Below are 19,869 nucleotides of genomic sequence, written 5' to 3' on the forward strand. Positions count from 1 at the left end.
AAGGGTGCCGGCGCCGCGCGCCGGCCTATTCGGCAGGCTCGCTGAAAGTTGTTTCGCCGCTGTCCGCGGGCTGCTCCGTCTCGGCCAGCAGGATGGACATCGGCACCGGCGTGGAAAGTTCGAACTTGCCCTCGGCGTCGTAGTAGACCCCGAGGGTGTACTCGCCCTCGGTCTCCACCGGGAAGGAGAGTTCTTGAGTGAAGCACCGGTACTTGGAGGCGCGATTGCCATCGTCCGGCCAGTGCCACGCCGCCCGCAGCGATCCGCGGGGAGCCCCCGACGGGTCTTTGCACACGACGTGAATTTCCGGGTCGTAATCGCCGCCCGCCGGTGCGTGTACCACCAGAACGACCGGGACCGTTGCCCACAAAGGCATTTGATCAACCTGGAACCACGCCATGGGGATGGACATGGCATCGATGGCGCCCTGTTCGTTGAACGCGGCATTACGCGGAACGAACAGTGCGGAGACGTGCAGCATTTCGATATCCTAAAGGCCGCGGGTGCCCGGACCCGTCATTGTTTGCGCAGCGCATGCCACGCCAGGTCGGCGATGGCCACGCAGTAGCCGTCGTCGACGGGATTCTCCATGTAGAGGCTGCGAACATAGATCGGGGCCGTCACGATCTGAATTGCCGCCACGGTGTGCACGCCATCCCGCAGTTCGCCGCGTTCCCGGGCCCGGTCGATAACCGAGCGGAGGACACTGAAACGCCGCTGCCAGAACATCATTCGGGTCTCACCGTCGTGATGTCCGGCACGGCTGTCCATCACCATCACCCGGTGGAAGGTGCGGCCGATCGGCGTGTTGACATCCGCGGCGAGGGTGCGGGCGAGAGCAAGGAGGTCACCCCGCAACGACCCGGTATCCAACGCCGCGCGGAACACTTCGGCATCGCGCACCGCGGCGTCGACGATCAGTTGTTGGCGGTTGCCCCAATAGTGATAGATCGCTGCCACATCGAGGCGGTGGCGCTCCGCCATGGCTTCCACGCTGAATCGCTCGACGCCCCAACGTGCCAATTCGTCGAGCACTGCCGGCATCACCCGCGCGCGCAGGTCCGCGGGGATGGAAGCCGGGGATACGTCCGGTCGCTGCGACGGCCGCATGTGCTCTACCGTACGACTCGAGCGCCGCTTTCGAGAACTACTTCTCACCAAGGCCGGGCACAATGTCGCCCAGGCTGAAGGTCAGCGGTTGCTCAAGCTGTTCATAAGTGCACGAGCGCGGGTCGCGGTCGGGACGCCACCGATCGAACTGAGCGGTATGGCGAAAGCGCGCGCCCTCCATGTGGTCGTAGCGCACCTCGACCACCCGCTCGGGCCGCAGCGGCACGAAAGACAGGTCCTTGCCGGCATTCCAGCGAGATCCCTCGTTCTTGCGGGGAGTGCGTTCGCCGGATTCGTGTGCGGCCCAGTTCCAGGGGTGCTCGTCGAAGCTGGTGACCAGTGCTTGCAGCTCGCCGAACAGGCGTCGGCGTTCGGCCATGGGGAAGGCGCCGATCACACCGACCGAGGCGAGTTGTCCGTCGTCCTGGTACAACCCGAGCAGCAGCGAGCCGACCGCGTCGCTGCCGGATTTGTGGACCCGGTAGCCGGCGACCACGCAGTCCGCGGTGCGTTCGTGCTTGACCTTGAACATGACGCGCTTGTCCGGCTGATAGGTGACGGTCAGCGGCTTGGCGATCACGCCGTCCAGACCGGCGCCCTCGAACTCGGTGAACCAGCGCTGCGCGACGGCCTGATCCGTGGTCGCCGGCGTGACGTGGAAGGACGGGCCGGAGTCGGCCAGCGCCTCGGCCAGCGCCGCGCGCCGCTCCTCGAATGGGCGTCTGGTGTAGTCGTCGTCGCCCAGGGCCAGCAGATCGAACGCGATGAACGCAGCCGGTGTCTGCTCGGCGAGCATCCGCACCCTCGAGTCGGCCGGGTGGATGCGTTGTTGCAGCGCTTCGAAATCCAGGCCGCGAGCTGTTGCTATGACGATCTCACCGTCGATGACGCAGCGCGGCGGCAATTCGGCCTGCGCCGCCGCGACCAGCTCGGGAAAGTAGCGGGTCAACGGCCGCTCGTTGCGGCTGCCCAGCTCTACACCGACACCGTCGCGAAAACAGATGGACCGGAAGCCATCCCACTTCGGCTCGTAGGACGCATCCGGCGGAATGCCCTTCACTGACTTGGCCAGCATCGGCGAAATCGGCGGCATGACGGGTAAGTCCATTGGTTCATTCTGGCGTGCGGCATGCTGGACTGTGGATATGGCTGCCGCAGCAGAAGAACTCGACATCGACGGCATCGCCGTTCGGGTGACCAATCGTGACAAGGTCTACTTCCCCAAGCTCGGCTCCAACGGCACCAAGGGCCGGCTGATCGATTACTACGCGGCCGTGTCCCAGGGGCCGATGCTCGCCCCGCTGCGGGACCGCCCCACTCATCTGCAGCGATTCCCCGACGGCATCGACGGCGAGGAGATCTACCAGAAACGGGTGCCCAAGCATCATCCCGACTATCTGCAGACCTGCCGGGTGACCTTCCCGTCCGGCCGGACCGCGGACGCGCTGATGGTCACCCAGCCCGCCGCGATCGTGTGGGCGGCACAGATGGGCACCGTCACGCTGCACCCCTGGCAGGTGCGTTGCCCCGACACCGAGCATCCCGACGAGTTGCGGATCGATCTGGACCCGCAGCCGGGAACCGGGTTCGAGGACGCGCGGACGGTCGCCGTCGAGGTGCTGCGGCCGCTGCTCGCCGAGCTCGGGTTGACGGGTTATGCGAAGACGTCCGGGGGACGCGGCGTCCACGTGTACCTGCGGATCGCCACCGACTGGGATTTCATCGCGGTGCGCCGGGCGGGTATCGCGCTGGCCCGCGAGGTCGAGCGCCGTGCTCCGGAGCGGGTGACCACCTCGTGGTGGAAAGAAGAACGCGGCGAGCGCATCTTCATCGACTTCAACCAGAACGCCCGGGACCGCACCATGGCCTCGCCGTATTCGGTACGGCGCACCCCGATCGCGACCGTCTCGATGCCACTGTCCTGGGACGAGCTGGCCGGTGCCGATCCGGACGACTACACCATGGCGACCGTCCCCGGCCTGGTTGCGCGCCGCGACGATCCCTGGGCCGGCATGGACGATGACGCCCAGTCGATCGCGGTGTTGCTGGACATGGTCGAGGCAGACGAGGAGCGCGGCCTGGGTGACATGCCCTACCCGCCGAACTATCCGAAGATGCCGGGGGAGCCGAAGCGTGTTCAGCCGAGCCGAGATACGGATTTGAGAAGGGAAGACAAGCCGTAGTGATGTGGCGGTGTCGCTAGCATGGCATGTACTTGCCCGAGCCTTGATAGGTGTCCGAGACTCTCGAATCCCCGCGCGCCAGCTTCAGCCGCACTGCGCGTCGCAGGGAAGCCGACCGCAACCTCGTCCTGTATGGCCAATCCATCACATACTTCAGCCAGTGGCTGGCCGAGCGTGGACTACCAGCAGATCTCTCGACCCTGACCAAGTAGGCCGCGCAACTCATCGGCTCTTAACGCGCTAGCGCCGCTTGGCCGCGACTTCGACCGCATAGGCGACACATCGCCCACCGGATTCGACATGGTCACGTTTCGATCCTGTATGGGCCGCGGGCTGGGCAGGTGTCTGTGATCTCCCGCAGCGGGTGATTGTGACCCCGGAAGATCGGATCACGTTCAGCGATGACGACGCCGCGAAGCTGTGGCTAGAAGAGAACGACTTCTGATAGCGGCGAACCTAAGCCGCCGCAGGACGACTGGGAGCCCTAGGGGTCGGCCCTGGCTACGGCAACCCGTTGATCCCGTTCAGTCCGAGCAGCAGCCCGCTGGTGCCGCCGGTGCCGGCGGTGCCGGCGGTGGTGCTCCGGCCGGCGTTGCCGCCGTTGCCGCCGTTGCCGATCACTAAGGCGTTGCCGCCGGTCCCGCCCTTCCCGCCGGTCCCGCCGGTCCCCGAGTCCCCACCGGCGCCGCCGGCGCCGGCGTTGCCCACCAGTAGGCCGGCGGTGCCGCCGCCCCCGCCGGCACCCCCAGCCGCAACCCCGAAGCCGCCGGTGCCCCCGGTGCCGCCGTCGCCAAGTAGCAGGGCGTTGCCTCCGATCCCGCCGGCACCCCCAGTGCCATTGGAGTTCCCGCCACTGCCGCCGGTCCCGCCGCTAGAGAACAGCGGGCCGGCATTGCCGCCGTGCCCCCCTGCGCCACCTGTGACGTCGCCGAACCCTCCGGTCCCGCCGACCCCGCCGTTGCCCCACAGCAGGCCTGCATTGCCGCTATTGCCGCCGGCGCCGCCGACGCTCATGCCCATCCCACCAGCTCCACCGGCGCCGCCGGGTCCGGCGAGCGGGCCGGAGTCGCCGCCGTGTCCGCCCGCACCCCCGGTGAGGGTGCCGTATCCGCCGACCCCGCCGGGTCCGCCTTGGCCGCCAGTGAGCAGCACGCCGAGCGGACCACCGGTCCCACCGGTCCCGCCGGTCCCTCCGGTGCCGTTGATGCCGATTGCGGCCCCGCCGGCCCCGCCAGCCCCGCCGTAGCCCGTCAATCCGCTCCATCCGCCGGCCCCACCGGACCCACCGAATGCGCCTGGTGCCGTCGTGAGCCCGCCATTGCCGCCGGCGCCGCCATAATCCAAGCCGCCGGGCCCGCCGGCCCCGCCGGCCCCGCCGTTGCCGGTCGATGAGTTTCCGCCGGCCCCGCCGTTACCGGCCAGACCGAGCAGCCCCGCGGCCCCGCCGGCGCCGCCATTCAGGCCCGGCCCACCTGAGCCGCCCTCGCCGCCGGAGCCGAGCAGCCACCCGCCGGGCGCGCCGGGCTGCCCGGTGCCCGGAGCCCCGTTGGCGCCGTTGGCGAGCAGTGGGCGCCCGGTCAGCGCCTGGACGGGCGCGTCGATGGCCTTGAGCACCTGCTGCTGCAGGTTGTGCAGAGGCGACGTGCTGGCAGGTGCGTTGAAGCCGTCGACACCCATCAGCCCGCCGATGCCACCGAGACCGGTGGCACCCAGCGTTGTGCCGGTCCCACCGTTGCCTCCGTTGCCGCCGTTGAAGAGCAGGGCGTTGCCGCCGGCGCCGCCAGCACCACCGGGACCACTCAAGCTCGATCCGCCGGCGCCGCCGGACCCGCCATTGAACAGCGACAGCGGAAGGGCATTCCCGCCGGCCCCGCCGTTCCCGCCGGCGCCGAGGACGCTGGCGCCGCCGGCCCCGCCGGCCGCGCCGATCACCAGCACAGTGCCGTTGCCGCCAGCCCCGCCAGCCCCGCCCTGCATGCCGCCGGCCCCACCGGTCCCGCCGAAGCCGCCGGCGCCCACTACGCAATTGCCGCCGGCACCGCCAGCCCCGCCGACCCCATCCTGGCTGGTTCCGCCGGCCCCGCCGAAGCCGCCGGCGCCCAGTACGCAATCGCCGCCGGCCCCGCCCAGCCCGCCGACACCGGCTTGGCTAGATCCGCCAGCACCGCCAGCCCCGCCGGGCCCGAGCAGACCGGCGGTGCCGCCGGGTCCGCCCGCACCACCGGGGCCGCTGACGCTGTCCCCGCCGACACCGCCGTTTCCACCGCCCGCGCTGAGTAGCCCGGCCACAATCCCACCGGCCCCACCGGCCCCACCGGCGCCCCCGCCAGGCCCGTTGCCGAAGCCGCCGGCGCCGCCGTTCCCGCCGGCGCCCAACAGCCCGCCGACCCCGCCGCGGCCACCGGCACCACCCGCCGCGTCGGTCAGGCCGGTTCCGCCGACACCACCGAACCCGCCATTCCCGTACAGCAGCCCGCCGGCACCGCCGGCACCGCCGAGCCCGCCAATATTGCCGGCACCCGTTGCGGCCCCGCCTGCCCCGCCTGCCCCGCCGGTGCCCAGCAGACCGGCGGCCCCGCCGCTACCGCCGTCTTGGCCGTTCGCGCCCGAGCCGCCAGCCCCGCCGTTGCCCAGCAGCCACCCACCGGCCCCACCGTTGGCCCCGCTCCCCGGGGCCCCGTCGGCGCCGTTGCCAATGAGCGGACGCCCGGTCAACGTCAAGAAAGGGGCATTGACTAGCTCGAGCAGACTCTGTAGTGGCGTGGCAGCGGCGGCCTCCGCACTGGCATACGAATCCGCGCCCGCGGCCACGGCCCGCCCGAACTGCTCCTGAAACGCCGCCGCCTGCGCGCTGAGCGCCTGATAATCCTGGCCGTGGGCGGAAAAGAGCGCTGCGATGGCTGCCGACACCTCATCCTCGGCCGCGGCAAGAACCGCAGTCGTCTGCGTTGCCGCAGCTGCGTGAGCTGCGCTTAGGGCCGATTGGACACCGGCCAAATCCGCTGCCGCCGCTGTCATCATCTCCGGCGCCGCGATCACAAACGACATGTCTGACCACCCTTAGCTCGTCCGGGCCGCGCAATCAATCGTCACCTGAAACGACGGGACGGGCTTAAGTGATCGACTACTTAAAGGTGGCTGGTGGAGTGCTGAGTCGCGTCAGTCTGGTCGTGACCAGCGCATGACAGCGCTATCGTCAGCGCCCCAAGCCTTCACGTGCAGCACGTCGACGAGCGGGTACGACTCCGCTGTGAGCGAAGAGAGCCACGGCGAGGTGTTACCAGGTAATCCCGAACGGACGAGCTGACGATCGCTTTCGACTTGGTTCGAAGAGGAATTGTCGGCTGGCCCGTCAGGATCTCTCGCACCCCGACGCTTAGCCGTTCCCGGGTACGAACCGGGCTGACCTCATCGAGATCGGCGGACGAACCCGATGCGGAGGCTCCGCATTGAGTGCGGAAGCGGTAAACGTCAGACCGGCGACCCCGGCTCGATCAAGGCAATCGTCCGCTGCGGACGAGCGCGGACACTTGAGGCAGTAACACGCGTTATTGCAGCTCAACATGGAACACAGTGCCGCATTTAGGCCATCCCCTCCATCGACTGTGTTGCTGGATACTGTCAGGACAGGCGGCTTCATGGCAGCGCCAAAGCGGGCGAGTTCTCGCCCGATAACTTCCCGCATGGCATAGCTCAGTGACCTGCATTTACGCAGGTGAGCATGGCCGCGAGCGCGTAGGCACTCCGAAGATGCCGCTCGAACCCAAGCGGGTGCAGCCATCGCGGGATACCGACCGCAAGAAATGAGATAACCGGACCCGATACGTCGTCGCATGCATATTCTGTGAGCCGGATATCGGCGAAGCGGGTGAGATGGATCTGCGTCTGGCGGGTAAGACGGCCGTGGTCACCGGCGCCAGTAAGGGCATCGGCCTGGCGGTGACGAAAGCGCTGGTCGGTGCGGGCGCCTATGTGGTGGCCGGTTCCCGAACGCCGGGCAAGGAACTGCCCGCGATGGAAGAGGCCGGGCAAGTCACCTACGTGTCGGTCGACCTGTCGCGGCCCGACGGTGCGCAGGAGCTGATCGGGGCGGCCGCCGGTCGAGGTGGCATCGACATCCTGGTCAACAACGTCGGCGGCGCCACTCCACGCCCGGGCGGCTTCGTCGGTATCACCGACGAAGATTGGCAGGCGTCCTGGGACCTCAACATGATGGGAATCGTGCGGCCCACCCGCGCGGCGCTGCCGGAGATCGAAAGGCGCGGCGGCGGCTCCATCGTGATCATCGGGTCGATCAACGCCTACTACCCCGGCGCGGTGACCTACGACTATTGCGCCACCAAGGCCGCCGTCACCAACCTTGCCAAGGCTTTATCAAAAGAATTGGGGCCGTTGAACATTCGGGTCAACTCAATCAGCCCGGGACTGGTGCTCACTGAAAAGTGGACGGAAGGCGGTCTGGCGGAGGGGCTGGCCGAGGCGAACGGGGAACTCGCCGGCGACGTGCTGGCGAACATTCTGGAAGACACGCCCACCGGCCGCTTCACCACCCCGGAACAAGTCGCCGACCTCGTGCTGTTTCTGGCCAGCGAGCGTGCGGGCAACATCAGCGGCTCCGACTACCGGATCGACGGCGGGTTCGTTCCCACGCTGTGAGCTGACTTCTTCAGCTCCTCGTAGGCGTGCAGCGTGTGGTGGGCCAGCCGGGACATGTCGTCGATCGCGGCGGCATTGCCGATGAAGCCGAAGTCCATGCTGTCGTGGTAAGACGCCAGCGTGGCGTTGAGGCCGATCGACGCGGCCAGCGCGGAGACCGGGTAGATACCCAGCAGGCGTGCGCCGTTGAGGTACCTGGTCTCCTTGGCGCCTGCGACGTTGGAGATCACCAGGTTGCACGCCGGATGGGCGATCCGGTCCAGATGGGTGGAGGAGCCGAGGCCCGCCAGCGCGACCAGTCCCACCGCGTAGGTCATCGCCGCCTCCGTCGACATGGCGGCCAACTCCTTCTTGGCTGCGGCCACTGACGACGCCACCTGCCCGATCCGGTCCGTCATCTCGACGTCGGGTTCACCCAGCCGTACGAACAGGGCCGAGACCCGGGTCCCGATCGCCGTGTCGTCGCCGCCCCGCAGCGACACCGGACACATCGCGATGAAGGGATGCCCGAAGGCGCGTCCGGTCTCCCGCAGGTAGGCGTGCAACCCGGCGTCGACGATGCTGACCGCGACGTCGTTGAGGGTGGCCCCGAAGTGCCGCCCGATGTCGTGCATCTCCTCGAGCGGCAGCGACAGCGTGGCGAAGCTGCGCCCGATCTTGAGTGGTTCGTTGGTGGGGGCGTGGTGCGCCGCGAACGGCAGGCTGCCTTCGAGGTGGGACCGGAACATACCGGCGAACACCTTGCGCAACGCGGTGACCGACACCTGGTTGAGCGCCCCGACCTGGGTGAGCGCGCCCCGGATCGAGTCGGTGATGCGCCCGAGGAGCGGTGTCGGCGGGTGCGGCGCGGGCGCCGGCACGTCGAGCGCGAAAGCGGGCTTGGGGATGGTCGGCTCGTCGGAGAGGTTCAGGCCGTCGTACAACCGCTTGAGCCCGGACTCGCCGTCGATGATGCAGTGATGGGTCTTGGTGTAGATCGCGAACATCCGGTCCGGCAAACCATCGATGATCCAGCAGCGGAACAGCGGCCGGCTGCGGTCGAGTTGCGCCTCATGCAGGTCGGCGACCAGGCGCAGCAGGTCGTCATAGCTGGATCCGGCCGGCAGTGCGAGGTGCTCGACGTGATAGTGCGGGTCCCAGTTGTCCACTTCGCGGAAATGGGGGCCGCCGCGGCCCAGCAGCTCGGGAACGTAATTGAACGGCGGCGCCGGCGAGCAGGCCCGGTAGAAGTCCACGATCTCGCGCACCAGCGACTCGCTGTCGGACGGCTTCTGGAACAGCAACATCGCGCCGACGTGGGTGGTGCTGCCCGGTGACTCGATCAGCAGCCATGAAAGGTCGAGCGGCGGAATCGGTTTGGTCATCGCGCATCTCCTGTCCAGGGGAGATGCTGCGCTGTGCCCGTGATTGCCGCGAGGGCATTTGGGCCCCGTTCCGCCACCCTTTAGTCACTTGCCGCCGTTCAGGCTTGTATTCACGGCCACTTATATACAGTGGGGGATCGTGCGTCAGTCCGAGAACGTGAGCTCCGCTCGTAGCGTGCTGCCGTCGCCGGACGCGCAAGCGAAGCACACACCCCAGAGCGGATTCCGCGACGACATCGAGGGTTTGCGCGGTTTCACCCTGTTGGCCATCGTCGGCTGGCACATCTCCATGCCCGGTGTCAGCGGTGGCTTCGTCGGCCCGGATATCTTCTTCGAGATCTCCGGCTTCGTCATCACCGGCCAGCTCTGGAAACAGGTGAGCACCACTGGCACCGTCGGGCTGAAGAAGTTCTACGGGGCGCGGTCGCGGCGCCTGCTGCCCGTGTCGGCGACGATCGGCGTCATCACCGCGATCGCCGCGGCGTTCCTGCTGCCCGTGGTGCAGGCCCAGAGCGCACTGAAGGACGCCATCGCATGCGCGCTGTACGTCCCCAACTTCTGGTTCATCGTCCAGCAGGTCGACTATTTCGCCGGCGGCGCGCCTTCGCCGTTCCAGCACTACTGGACCCTGGGCGTGGAAGAACAGTTCTATCTGCTGTGGCCGCCGATGATCGTCGGCTTGGCATGGCTGATCCGGCGGTTGCGCCGACGCAAGAAGACTGACGACAAGACCGACGAAGCGTCCGCAAGAATCCCGTCCAAGACGCCGTTCCTGGTGCTCGTCACGTTCATCGCGGTTTCCTCGTTCCTGCTGTCGCTGCTGGTCACCTACGTGATGCCGCTCGCGGCGTACTTCTCGCTGTTCACCAGGGCCTGGCAGCTGGCGCTGGGCGCCCTGGTGGCGCTCACGGCCAACCAGTGGAGCAGGCTCCCGGAGCGGGCCGCGGTGACCATCGGGTGGATCGGCGCGGCCATGGTGCTGGCGGCCTGCGTCTTCTACACCCCCGACATTCCCTACCCGGGCACCGCGGCGCTGTTGCCAGTCCTCGGCACCGCATTGTTGCTCGGCGCCGGTTGCTCCACACCGAATCAGGGCGCCGGGCGCATGCTGGGCTGGTCACCGATGCGGGCGATCGGTCGCTTGTCCTACTCGTGGTACCTGTGGCACTGGCCGGTGCTGGTGTTCGCCCCGATCGTGGTGGGCCACCCGCTGGGCTTGTTCGGCAAGTTCGTCGCGGCGGTGGTGGTCTCCGGCGGGCTGGGATGGCTCACCCTGCGCTATGTGGAGAACCCGCTGCGCTACGCCACCGTGCTGCACAAGTCGCCGATGAAGAGCCTGGCCGTCGGCGGGTTCGCCACCACGCTCGCGGCGCTGGTGGGCGTGGCGTTGCTGATGTACGTGTCGTCGATCCCGATGCCCGTCGCGGTCGCGCGCGGTGCGGTGGCCGCGCCGCTGACCATCAACCCGCCGCCGTTGCCCACCGGGGACGACATCGCGGCCTACGACGCGGCGGTACAGAACGTGTTCGGCCAGGTGCAGGCTGCCGTCGCGGCATCTGCCGAATTGAAGGACGTGCCCTCTAACCTGAGCCCGTCGCTGGCGGACGCGGCCGGCGAAGTTGGCCAGATGATGTTCGACGGCTGCCTGCGCCTGCCGATTCAGGCCGGACAGCCCGAGTGCGCGATGGGCGACAAAGCCTCCAAGACGACGGTGGCAGTAATCGGCGACTCGCATGCCTCGATGTGGATTCCGGCGCTGAGGGAGGTCGGCAAGCAACGGCCCTGGCGAATCGAAGCGATGGCCAAGGCGGCCTGCCCGATGATGGATCTGCCCATCGCCAACCGTTTCGTCGCCCCCATCGTCGAGTACCTCCAACACTGCGAGCAGTGGCGCGGCGAGATCATGTCCCGGTTGCGGGCCGAACACCCGAAGCTGGTCGTACTCAGCGTGTTCCGGGGTTACACCGCCACCCACAGCAACGGATTCCTCTCGGGCTTCTCCTCGTACGACGGAGCCTGGGTCAACGGCCTCAAGAAACTGACGGAGCAGCTGCGCGGCATCGGCGCCAAGGTGATGGTGCTCGGGCCGCTGCCGCATCTGAATGCCGCGGTGCCGGGCTGCCTGTCCGAGCACCTCACCGACGCGACCCTGTGTTCGCCGCCGATGTCGTTCGCGTTCGACCGGGACGGCATGGCGGCCGAGGCCGCGGCCGTCAAGGCCGGCGGGGGACAGTACGTCGACCTCACCGATCTGTTCTGCACCAAGCAGCGCTGCCCCGTCATCATCGGCAACACCCTGGTCTACGTCGACGCGGGTCACCTGACGCTGGAATACTCCAGGCTGCTGGCGCCGGCTCTCGCGGCATTGTCCGACCGCGCGCTCGTCGCTAACGGATGATCCAGGCGACCACGTCGTCGGTGCGTCGCGCGCCGCGTCAGGCACCCGCTTCCTGTACGGGACGCAGTCGTCGGCTTCGATGACGCCCTTCATGCAGGTGGTAGGGATCGATCACAGCAACCCGGTGGTGTCCCCGCGGTGGGTCGCGTCGCTCATTTCCTGGTCCCCCAACAACAGTTCGATTGCACTAATCTGACAAGCCGTGGCGGCCTGTAGCAAGTGCGGCACCGAACCGCCGGCAAACGCGCGGTTCTGCCACGGGTGTGGCGCGCCGGTCTCGTCGGCCGATTCGCAGGCGGAGTACAAGCAGGTGACCGTGTTGTTCGCCGACGTGGTGCATTCGATGGACATCGCGGCGGCGGTCGGTCCGGAACGTCTGCGCGAGATCATGACTCAACTGGTCACCCGGGCGTCGGCGGTGGTGCAGCGCTACGGCGGCACGGTGGACAAGTTCACCGGCGACGGCATCATGGCCCTGTTCGGCGCACCTGCGGCGCTGGAGGACCACGCGCTGCGGGCGTGCCTGACCGCCCTCGGAATCCAGGACGCAACCCGACGATTGGCGGCCGAACTCGACGGGGATGTGGCGCTGCAACTGCGCATCGGCCTGAACTCCGGCGAGGTGATCGCCGGTGAAATCGGTTCCGGCGCTTTGGGTTACACCGCGGTAGGCGAGCAGGTCGGAATTGCCCAGCGGATGGAGTCGGTGGCTGCGCCGGGTGGGGTGATGGTCAGCGAATCCACGGCACGACTGGTCGAGGGTGCGACGGTGCTGGGTGAGCCGCAGCGGGTTCACGTCAAAGGCGCCGACGAAGCGCTTACCGGTCGGGAGTTGCTCAGCGTAACCACGCCCGAGGAACGCGCCGACGTCCCGGTGTCGACACTGGTCGGCCGCGACTGGGAAGTCGCGGCACTGGCGGCCATGCTGGATCGCTCGGCAGCCGGCCGCGGGTCGGTCGTCGGCATCAGCGGTCCGGCCGGCATCGGGAAGACCCGGCTGGTGCGTGAGACCGTCCGGCTGGCGCAGAACCGGGGCCTGGAGGTGTTCGGCAGCTTTTGCGAATCGCACGCCACCGATGTCCCGTTCCGGGTGATGGAGCGTCTGCTGCGATCGGTCAGTCAGACGAACGGGCTGGCCGACGAGGCGGCGCGTCAACGTGTTCAGCAGGGCATGCCCGACGCCGACCCGCAGGACCTGTGGTTGCTGTGCGATCTGCTGGGTGTCGCGGACCCCGAGGTGACACTGCCCAAGATCGACCCGGACGCGCGCCGGCGCCGGCTGACCGCGTTGTTCAACGCCTATCTACTCGCGCGGACCCAGCCGGCGATCTTCCTCGTCGAGGACGTGCACTGGATCGACGACGCCAGCGAATCCATGCTGGCGGATCTGCTGACGGTGGTCACCCAGACTCCCTCGATCGTGCTCTTCACGTACCGCCCCGACTACCAGGGCGCGCTGCAGCTCGTCGCCGGCGCCCAGACGTTCGCACTGGCACCGCTCACCGATTCCGAGGCCTCGGTGCTGGTCTCCGAGTTGCTGGGCCGCGATCCCTCCGTCGCACCGATCGGCGACGTGATCGCCGCGCGCGCGGCGGGCAACCCGTTGTTCGCCGAGGAGATCACCCGCGAACTCGCCGAGCGGGGCGTGCTCGGCGGCGAGCGCGGCGACTACGTCTGCCGTACCGACGTCGCCGACGTACGCGTGCCGCCCACCCTGCAGGCGACCATCGCCGCCCGCATCGACCGGCTCAGCCCCGCGGCCAAACACACCCTCAGCGCCGCGGCGATCATCGGGTCCCGGTTCTCCGCCGACCTGCTCACCAGCCTCGGCGTCGATCCCAGCATCGAGGAACTCCTGGCCGCCGAGTTGGTGCACCAGGTGCGGTTCACCGCCGACCCGGCCTACGCATTCCGCCATCCGCTGATCCGGACCGTGGCCTACGAAGCCCAGCTGAAAGCCGACCGGGCCCGGTTACACCGGCGACTGGCCGAGGCCATCGAAGCGCGGGAGCCGCAGACGGTCGATCAACATGCGGTGTTGATCGCCGAGCACCTCGAAGCGGCCGGAGACGGGTTCGCCGCCTATGGCTGGCACATGCGGGCGGCGAACTGGGCAACCAATCGCGATATCGCGTCGGCACTGCTGAGTTGGGAACGCGCGCAGAAGATCGCCGATGCGTTGCCCGCCGATGTGCCGCACCGGGCGGCGTTGCGCATCGCCCCGCGCACCATGTTGTGCGGCGTCGCATGGCGGGTGCACGCCGATGCCGGCGACCGGTTCGAGGAATTGCGCCAGTTGTGCAGTGCGGCGGGGGACAAGGCGTCGCTGGCCATCGCCATGGCCGGGATGGTGATCGGCCTGGCCTACCAGGCGCGTATCCGCGAGGCGTCGAGGCTGGCGTCCGAGGCGATGACGCTGATCGAGGCGGTCGACGATCCGACGCTGACGGTGGGGCTGTCCTTCGCGCCGATCTACGCCAAGGGCGAGAGCGCCGAGTGGTCCCAGGTGTTGCAGTGGTCCGAGCGGGTGATCGACCTGGCCGACGGCGATCCGGCCCGCGGCAACTTCATCATCGGGTCACCGCTGGCCATCGCGCACACCACGCGGGCGATCGCCTGTTACTGCCTGGGGCGCGCCGGCTGGCGGGACGACCTGCGTCAGGGTCTGGACATGGCCCGCCGAGCCGACCCGTTGTCTTACGCCAGAGCCGTTGCCTACGTTTACTTTCCGGCGATACCGGCCGGTGTGCTGAGGCCCGACGTCCGCGCGGTCCGCGAAATCGAGGGCGCACTGCGCATCGCCGAGCGGTCAGGTGACAACTTCGCGCTGGCCTTCGCGCGGCTGACGCTGGGCGTCGCTCTGGTGCATCGCGAGACCGCCGAGCAGCACGACCGCGGGGAGCTGTTGCTCACCGAGGTCACCGAACTGTTCCAGCGGCAGGGGCACAATCTCTCCGAGCTGCCCATCGTCAACGTCTACTCGGCGCGGGATCGGGCGCGACGGGGGTACCGCGATGACGCGATCGCCGAATTGCGGGCGGTCGTCGAGCATCTGGTCCGCGAAGGACAGCTGCTGACCTGGGGTATCCCCGCCACCGCGGTCCTGGTTGAGACGCTGCTCGATCGAGGCACCGACAGTGATGTCGCCGAAGCCACGGCCGCGATCAAGACCGTCGCCGAGCAACGCCACGAGCAGGAACTGCCGGTCCGCGACATCTGGTTGCTGCGGATGCGGGCGATGCTGGCCCGCGCCAACGGCCACGCCGACGAATACGCGCAGCTGGCCGACCGCTACCTCGCGATGGCGGTGGCGCTGGGGTTCGAGGGGCACATCGTCTGGGCAGAGTCGATGCCGTGACCGAAGTCCTGTGGGAATCGGATGGACTTCTCGAGGCGCCGCGGCCGCTGCCCGACGGCTCGGTGCTGTTCGCCAACACGACGGCCGGCGGCGTCTACCGGTGGTCGGACGAGGGTGTGTCGGAAGTGCTGGAAAAGCGGCGGGGCATCGGCGGCATCGCGGTGCATGCCGACGGCGGATTGCTGGTCAGCGGGCGAGATCTCGCCCACGCCGGACCCGCGGGGTTGCGAACGGTATGGTCGGCCGACGGCGCCACCGGACTCAACGATCTGACCGTGGCTCCGGACGGGTCGGTGGTCGCCGGCGTCCTGCGACATCAGCCCGCGCGGGGTGAGACGGCCGGACCCACCGAACTGGTGCAGATCTCGCCCGACGGCACAAGCCGGCCTCTCGTGTCAGACCTGCTGTGGCCCAACGGTGTTGGGTACGCTCCGGACGGCAGCCAACTGTACGTGTGCGAATACGCGGCGGCGCGGGTACGCGTCATCGGACCAGGGGGCGCGTCGGAATTCGCCGGGGCCCCCCGCGGGGAGTGTGACGGGCTGGCGGTGGACGTCGAGGGCGGCGTCTGGGCGGCGCTCGGAAGTGGCTGCGGCATCGCACGTTTCGACTCTGCCGGCAGCCTTGACGAGGTCGTCGAAGTGCCCGGACGGTTCGTGTCCTCGCTCGCCTTCGCAGGCAGCGTAATTTATGTCACCACGATCGGCGCGTTGCTCCGGATCGACGTGGGGGTGCGGGGAGTGCCGATCCCGGCCGCCGCGATCCCAGTCGGCTAGTGTTCTGAATCATCAAGCGCGGCAACAGTATCCGCGAGCGTCGTGTGGGCATCGCGGAAATGAATGCCGAGTTCACGCTCGGCGGGCGAGTCGTCGGATTCCGGCATCTGGGTGTAGTACTGCATGCCCGCGGCGGTGATCGGGTTGTCAAACGGGAGATAGGGTCCCACGAAGTCGAAGATCGATCCGGCGGCCCGCAGGGCGGTGTCAGGTACCGGAACGGGCACCATCGTGGTGCCGCTGACCTCGCCGAGTGTTCTCGCCAGGGCGGCGACCGGGAGCCGGTGGCCGCCGGCCATGTATCGGCGTGGCCCGCGTCCGGGTTCCAGCAGCGCCGCGTGCAGCGCGGCCACATCGCGGACGTCGACCACCATCCAGGCCGCGCCGCGTCCGGGGATCGCGTGCATCTGCAACGCGGCCTTGACTCCTTCGCCGGCCTCGCCGAACTGATCTCCGACCGGCGGGCCCAGCACCATTCCGGGGTAGGTGATGTTGACCGGTGCGCCGGCGTCCTGCAGCCCGCGGGCGTAGATCTCGACCTGCGCCTTGGACGTTCCGTACCCATCCGTCCCGCCGACCACGGGCAGGTCCGCGGTCAACGTTTCGAGATTCGGGTGGAACAGGGCGGTGAAGCTCGAGACGTGCACGACCGGGTCGAGTCCGAGCTGCACGGCCTGGCCCAGGACGTTGCGTGCGCCCTCCATATTGGTGGCGAGCATCTGGGCGGTTTGGCGCGGATCCGTCGCGACCAGCGCTGCGCTGTGCACCACCGCGTCGCAGCCTTGCAGCGCCTGACGAACGGAGTCGCGGTCCGTGATGTCACCGACGGCGAAGTCCGATGTGTCGACGCCCAGTGCGGCAACAGATGTCTGCAGCCGTTCGGGCTTTCGCACCAGGAACCGGACGTCGTGCCCGGCATCAGCGATGACCTTGGCGGTCCAGCCGCCGACGAAACCCGTGCCTCCGGTAACCAGAACGTGCATGGTGGCATTCTGCAACCGCCGGCCCCGGCGCCGCTCGCTGGGGTGGTGGTGCGCCGCATCACAGCGTGCGGCGGTTTCTGCGCCCGGCGCATTGGGTATTTACCTGGTCAAATTTGAGCCAGGAGGCAAACGTGGCCGTCGGATTCACAGATGTCATCAAGTCTAAGTACTTGTTGCTGACCACCTTCACCAAGGACGGTCGCCCCAAGCCGACCGCGATCTGGGGCGTGCCCGACGGCGACCGGTTGCTGATCATCACCGATGACGAGTCGTGGAAGGTCAAGCGGATTCGCAACACTCCCCGGGTGACGATCGCCAAGAGCGGGTCGCTGGGCAAGCCCAAGAGCGAGGATGTCGAAGGGGTGGCCCGCGTTCTGCCGAAGTCGGAGACACGGCAGGTCTACAACGCGGTACTGCGGCGCTACTGGTACCACGCCTGGTGGTTTCTGCCGCACTCCATCGTGCGCGGTGGCATCGACAAGGTGCATGTCGGCCTCGAGGTGAAACCCGCCGCCTGAGCCTGTCACCATGGTGTGGTGACCACCGCAATCATCGTCGTGGCGCTGGTCCTGCTGGGTCTCGCCATCGTGATCAACGGGCTGCTTCGGCTGCGTGACTGGCTGAAGACGTCGCCGCCGCTTCCGACTCCGGAAACCGACGACGAGGACGACCGGAACGAGCTATAGCTTGCCCGCGGCGAAGTCGGCCGCCTGCCCGGTCATTCCGTTCACCGGATAGGTGGTGTGCGCGAAGGTGGGGGTGGTGCCGCCGCCGTTGCAGATGGTGTCTCCGTCGGCACACAGCTCGATCGTTTTGGGTTGGTAGAGCGGGCCGATGGCGATTTGCGGGGCGTTGTACTGGCTCAGGAATTGCGGTGACGGCGTGCCGAACAGCGCAACCGCGGCAACATGATTCGCGGTTTCCGGCGCCAGCGGCTGGGGAACCGCGGCGGCCGGTACCCCGGCCGGCACGGCTGCCGAGGTGACGAAGCCGGCCACCGCCGCGCCCTGGGAGTAGCCGCCCAGCACCTCTCTGGTGTTGGGGCAACTCGACGCCATGGACTGGATATGCGACCCGGCGTCGCGGATACCGTCGATCACGGTCAGCGGGAAGTCGCTACTGCCGAAGTCGGTACTGGCGGGGTAGTTGACCGCATACACACCAAGGGATTTCGGCCCGATGTCGGATCGCAGCGAGTCAACGAACGACTGGCCTACGCCGCCCACGCCCGGGGGTTCGCCACTGCCGCGGGCGAACACGACCTCGACATCAGGACAGGGCGCGGCGGCGGCTACCGGTACCGGCCCGCCGATCAACAGGGAACCGCTCATCGCCACCAGTGCCCCGGCAGCGGCCAGCGGGCGTCTAAAACCAACCATGAATAAGGGATAGCCAGAAATCGCTGGCTCAATCATTGAAGCTGCCCCACGCGGATTCGGCCGATCCGCGCGGGGCAGCTCTATGCGATTGTCGAACAACGCCTTTCGGCGAGCACGCTACTTCTTGAAGGCGTCCTTCACCTTCTCGCCGGCGTCCTTCAGGCTGGACTTGGCCTGGTCGAACTTGCCCTCGTTCTCGGTGCTGCGGTCGCCGGTGGCCTTGCCGACGCCTTCTTTGGCCTTACCACCCAGGTCCTCGATCTTGTTCTTGATCTTGTCTTCGGCGCTCATGCGCGGCTCCTTCTTCGCTTATCGGCTGACTGCAGGGATGTACCCGAATGTGCCGGGTTCCGAAACCCCTCAGTACCGAGCCCGGCGGCGCCGGAATGCGTTTCTGATGTCCAGACCGGTGTCCTTGACGTTGGCCTTGGCCTGGTCCAGCTTGCCTTCGTACCGGGTGCGCCGGTTGCCGGAAAGCCGGCCGAGGGTCTCCTTGGCCCTGCCGCCCCAGTACTGCGCTGTGTTGCTCAATCGATTGTTGGTAGCCATGCGCTGTGGATACCCGCTGACCGGCGGCTTCATGCTCATTTGGTGGGCACCGTGCCGCGGGGCAGAGTCAGCGGAAGATCCGCGTAGGTGACGATGCCGGGGGCCGCCGCGACCACCGCGGGGATCGCGTTGATCGCGGGCATCGCCGTCATGATGTGACCGAGTGCCATGAACTCGGCCAGCGTCGTGGCCTCGAAATACGGAGGCGGCAGGAAGCCGACCCTGGTGGTCACCGTCGGCTGCCCGTCGATCTGGATCACCCAGCCGTCCTGGTCGATTTTCCAGTCGGGGTCGAGCGTCTGGCCCTTGCGCCACCGTACGTTGAGGTCGATGACACTGCGGCCGGCGACGATGCCCTGCCAGCTGATGTAGACGCCCGCGACACATCCCGCCGCGATGGTCCACGACGCCATCTCGAGATCGGCCGTGGTCTGGGCGAACTCGGGAGCGCACCGGATCTCGTCGAGCTCGATTCCGAGCGCGTCGGCGACGAGCCGGACCGCCTCGCCGAAAATCGCGGTGCCCTTCTCGGCCATCTGCGCCAACTCGGGGTGGTCGATCGGCTGGCCGAAGCCCACGGGGCGTTCGGTGTCCGGCGAGTCGTAGAACGTGGTGTCGGCGGCCTCGTTGACGGTGACCTTATCGACGCGGTTGCACACCATCGCCGACACGATGGCGAGTAACTCGGCGAATCCCGGGCTGACCCCGGAACCGAACATGGACGAGCCGCCCTGCCGGCAGGCCTGGTCGAGGCGGTCACGACCGTCGCCCAGGTTGTGTCCGGTGATGAAGGACGCCGTGGTCACCACGTTGACGCCCGCCGACAGGATGCGGACCAGTTCGTCGACGTCGATCCACATGGGGTTGTAGACCACGCAGTCCGGCTTCAGGGCCAGCAGCGCGTCGACGTCGTTGGTGGCGACCACGCCGGTGGGCTCGATGCCGGCCAGTTCGCCGGCGTCGCGGCCGGCTTTGTCCGGCGACCACGCATAACAGCCGACCAGCTCGAACTGCGGGTTGGCGACGATCGACTGCAGCGAGCTCTTGCCGACATTCCCGGTGGTCCACTGCACGACGCGATAAGTGTTGGGCACTCGCTCAGCATAGGGAAGC

At 68.0% G+C, this 19,869-nt stretch carries 17 protein-coding genes; 7 read left to right on the forward strand and 10 right to left on the reverse strand.

Annotation, left to right across the window (positions count from 1 at the left end):
- Nucleotides 1-25: 25 nt before the first annotated feature.
- From ACNQS7_RS21615 to ACNQS7_RS21625, 3 genes are read right to left on the reverse strand one after another with little or no spacing between them, the layout of a single operon-like run.
- Entirely contained in the window at nt 26-481 is a 456-nt protein-coding gene (locus ACNQS7_RS21615) for a hypothetical protein (protein WP_418014141.1), read from the reverse strand.
- Nucleotides 482-516: 35 nt separating this feature from the next.
- Complete coding sequence (locus ACNQS7_RS21620; RefSeq protein ID WP_418014142.1) at nt 517-1,110, reverse strand: TetR-like C-terminal domain-containing protein; 594 nt, start codon at nt 1,108-1,110, stop codon at nt 517-519.
- Between the two features lie 37 nt (nt 1,111-1,147).
- Complete coding sequence (locus ACNQS7_RS21625) at nt 1,148-2,218, reverse strand: ATP-dependent DNA ligase (RefSeq protein WP_418014143.1); 1,071 nt, start codon at nt 2,216-2,218, stop codon at nt 1,148-1,150.
- A 37-nt stretch (nt 2,219-2,255) separates the two neighbouring features.
- On the opposite strand from ACNQS7_RS21625, the gene ligD reads away from it, so the two are divergent.
- A complete protein-coding gene (gene ligD / locus ACNQS7_RS21630; protein WP_418014144.1) occupies nt 2,256-3,293 on the forward strand; it encodes a non-homologous end-joining DNA ligase in 1,038 nt (345 codons plus the stop codon).
- A gap of 501 nt (nt 3,294-3,794) precedes the next feature.
- Here the strand turns inward: ligD and ACNQS7_RS21635 are convergent.
- The gene (locus ACNQS7_RS21635; protein WP_418014145.1) at nt 3,795-6,341 is read right to left on the reverse strand and encodes a PE family protein; all 2,547 of its coding nucleotides are present in this window, start codon (nt 6,339-6,341) and stop codon (nt 3,795-3,797) included.
- An 825-nt stretch (nt 6,342-7,166) separates the two neighbouring features.
- Between ACNQS7_RS21635 and ACNQS7_RS21640 the strand changes: the two genes are divergently transcribed.
- The gene (locus ACNQS7_RS21640) at nt 7,167-7,949 is read left to right on the forward strand and encodes an SDR family NAD(P)-dependent oxidoreductase (RefSeq protein ID WP_418014146.1); all 783 of its coding nucleotides are present in this window, start codon (nt 7,167-7,169) and stop codon (nt 7,947-7,949) included.
- Here the strand turns inward: ACNQS7_RS21640 and ACNQS7_RS21645 are convergent.
- Nucleotides 7,913-9,313, reverse strand: a complete 1,401-nt coding sequence (locus ACNQS7_RS21645) for a wax ester/triacylglycerol synthase family O-acyltransferase (RefSeq protein ID WP_418014147.1) — start codon at nt 9,311-9,313, stop codon at nt 7,913-7,915. The genes ACNQS7_RS21640 and ACNQS7_RS21645 overlap by 37 nt on opposite strands.
- A 139-nt stretch (nt 9,314-9,452) precedes the next feature.
- Between ACNQS7_RS21645 and ACNQS7_RS21650 the strand changes: the two genes are divergently transcribed.
- The 3 genes from ACNQS7_RS21650 to ACNQS7_RS21660 all read left to right on the forward strand — a co-directional run bounded on the left by ACNQS7_RS21650 (nt 9,453) and on the right by ACNQS7_RS21660 (nt 15,845).
- On the forward strand, nt 9,453-11,711 hold the full coding sequence (locus ACNQS7_RS21650) for an acyltransferase family protein (RefSeq protein ID WP_418014148.1): 2,259 nt from the start codon (nt 9,453-9,455) through the stop codon (nt 11,709-11,711).
- A 202-nt stretch (nt 11,712-11,913) separates the two neighbouring features.
- A complete protein-coding gene (locus tag ACNQS7_RS21655) occupies nt 11,914-15,069 on the forward strand; it encodes an adenylate/guanylate cyclase domain-containing protein (RefSeq protein ID WP_418014149.1) in 3,156 nt (1,051 codons plus the stop codon).
- The gene (locus tag ACNQS7_RS21660) at nt 15,066-15,845 is read left to right on the forward strand and encodes an SMP-30/gluconolactonase/LRE family protein (RefSeq protein ID WP_418014150.1); all 780 of its coding nucleotides are present in this window, start codon (nt 15,066-15,068) and stop codon (nt 15,843-15,845) included. The genes ACNQS7_RS21655 and ACNQS7_RS21660 overlap by 4 nt, the downstream gene beginning before the upstream one ends.
- Here ACNQS7_RS21660 and ACNQS7_RS21665 read toward each other — a convergent pair.
- Complete coding sequence (locus ACNQS7_RS21665; protein ID WP_418014151.1) at nt 15,842-16,828, reverse strand: SDR family NAD(P)-dependent oxidoreductase; 987 nt, start codon at nt 16,826-16,828, stop codon at nt 15,842-15,844. The genes ACNQS7_RS21660 and ACNQS7_RS21665 overlap by 4 nt on opposite strands.
- A 131-nt stretch (nt 16,829-16,959) precedes the next feature.
- Here ACNQS7_RS21665 and ACNQS7_RS21670 point away from each other — a divergent pair, with 131 nt between their 5' ends.
- The gene (locus ACNQS7_RS21670) at nt 16,960-17,346 is read left to right on the forward strand and encodes a PPOX class F420-dependent oxidoreductase (protein ID WP_418014152.1); all 387 of its coding nucleotides are present in this window, start codon (nt 16,960-16,962) and stop codon (nt 17,344-17,346) included.
- Nucleotides 17,347-17,364: 18 nt separating this feature from the next.
- On the forward strand, nt 17,365-17,514 hold the full coding sequence (locus ACNQS7_RS21675; protein WP_418014153.1) for a hypothetical protein: 150 nt from the start codon (nt 17,365-17,367) through the stop codon (nt 17,512-17,514).
- On the opposite strand, the gene ACNQS7_RS21680 is transcribed toward ACNQS7_RS21675, so the two are convergent.
- From ACNQS7_RS21680 to ACNQS7_RS21695, 4 genes are all read right to left on the reverse strand, one after another.
- Nucleotides 17,509-18,159, reverse strand: a complete 651-nt coding sequence (locus ACNQS7_RS21680) for a cutinase family protein (protein ID WP_197419946.1) — start codon at nt 18,157-18,159, stop codon at nt 17,509-17,511. The two genes, ACNQS7_RS21675 and ACNQS7_RS21680, sit on opposite strands and share 6 nt — an antisense overlap.
- 165 nt (nt 18,160-18,324) lie before the next feature.
- Nucleotides 18,325-18,498: a CsbD family protein gene (locus ACNQS7_RS21685; protein WP_055580265.1), complete on the reverse strand. Its 174-nt coding sequence runs from the start codon at nt 18,496-18,498 to the stop codon at nt 18,325-18,327.
- A gap of 69 nt (nt 18,499-18,567) precedes the next feature.
- Entirely contained in the window at nt 18,568-18,756 is a 189-nt protein-coding gene (locus tag ACNQS7_RS21690; RefSeq protein ID WP_418014154.1) for a CsbD family protein, read from the reverse strand.
- A gap of 35 nt (nt 18,757-18,791) precedes the next feature.
- Nucleotides 18,792-19,850: a dihydrodipicolinate reductase gene (locus ACNQS7_RS21695; RefSeq protein WP_418014155.1), complete on the reverse strand. Its 1,059-nt coding sequence runs from the start codon at nt 19,848-19,850 to the stop codon at nt 18,792-18,794.
- Nucleotides 19,851-19,869: the final 19 nt, after the last annotated feature.

It is taken from the genome of Mycobacterium sp. 23 (assembly GCF_048287075.1).
Lineage (GTDB): Bacteria > Actinomycetota > Actinomycetes > Mycobacteriales > Mycobacteriaceae > Mycobacterium > Mycobacterium gordonae_B.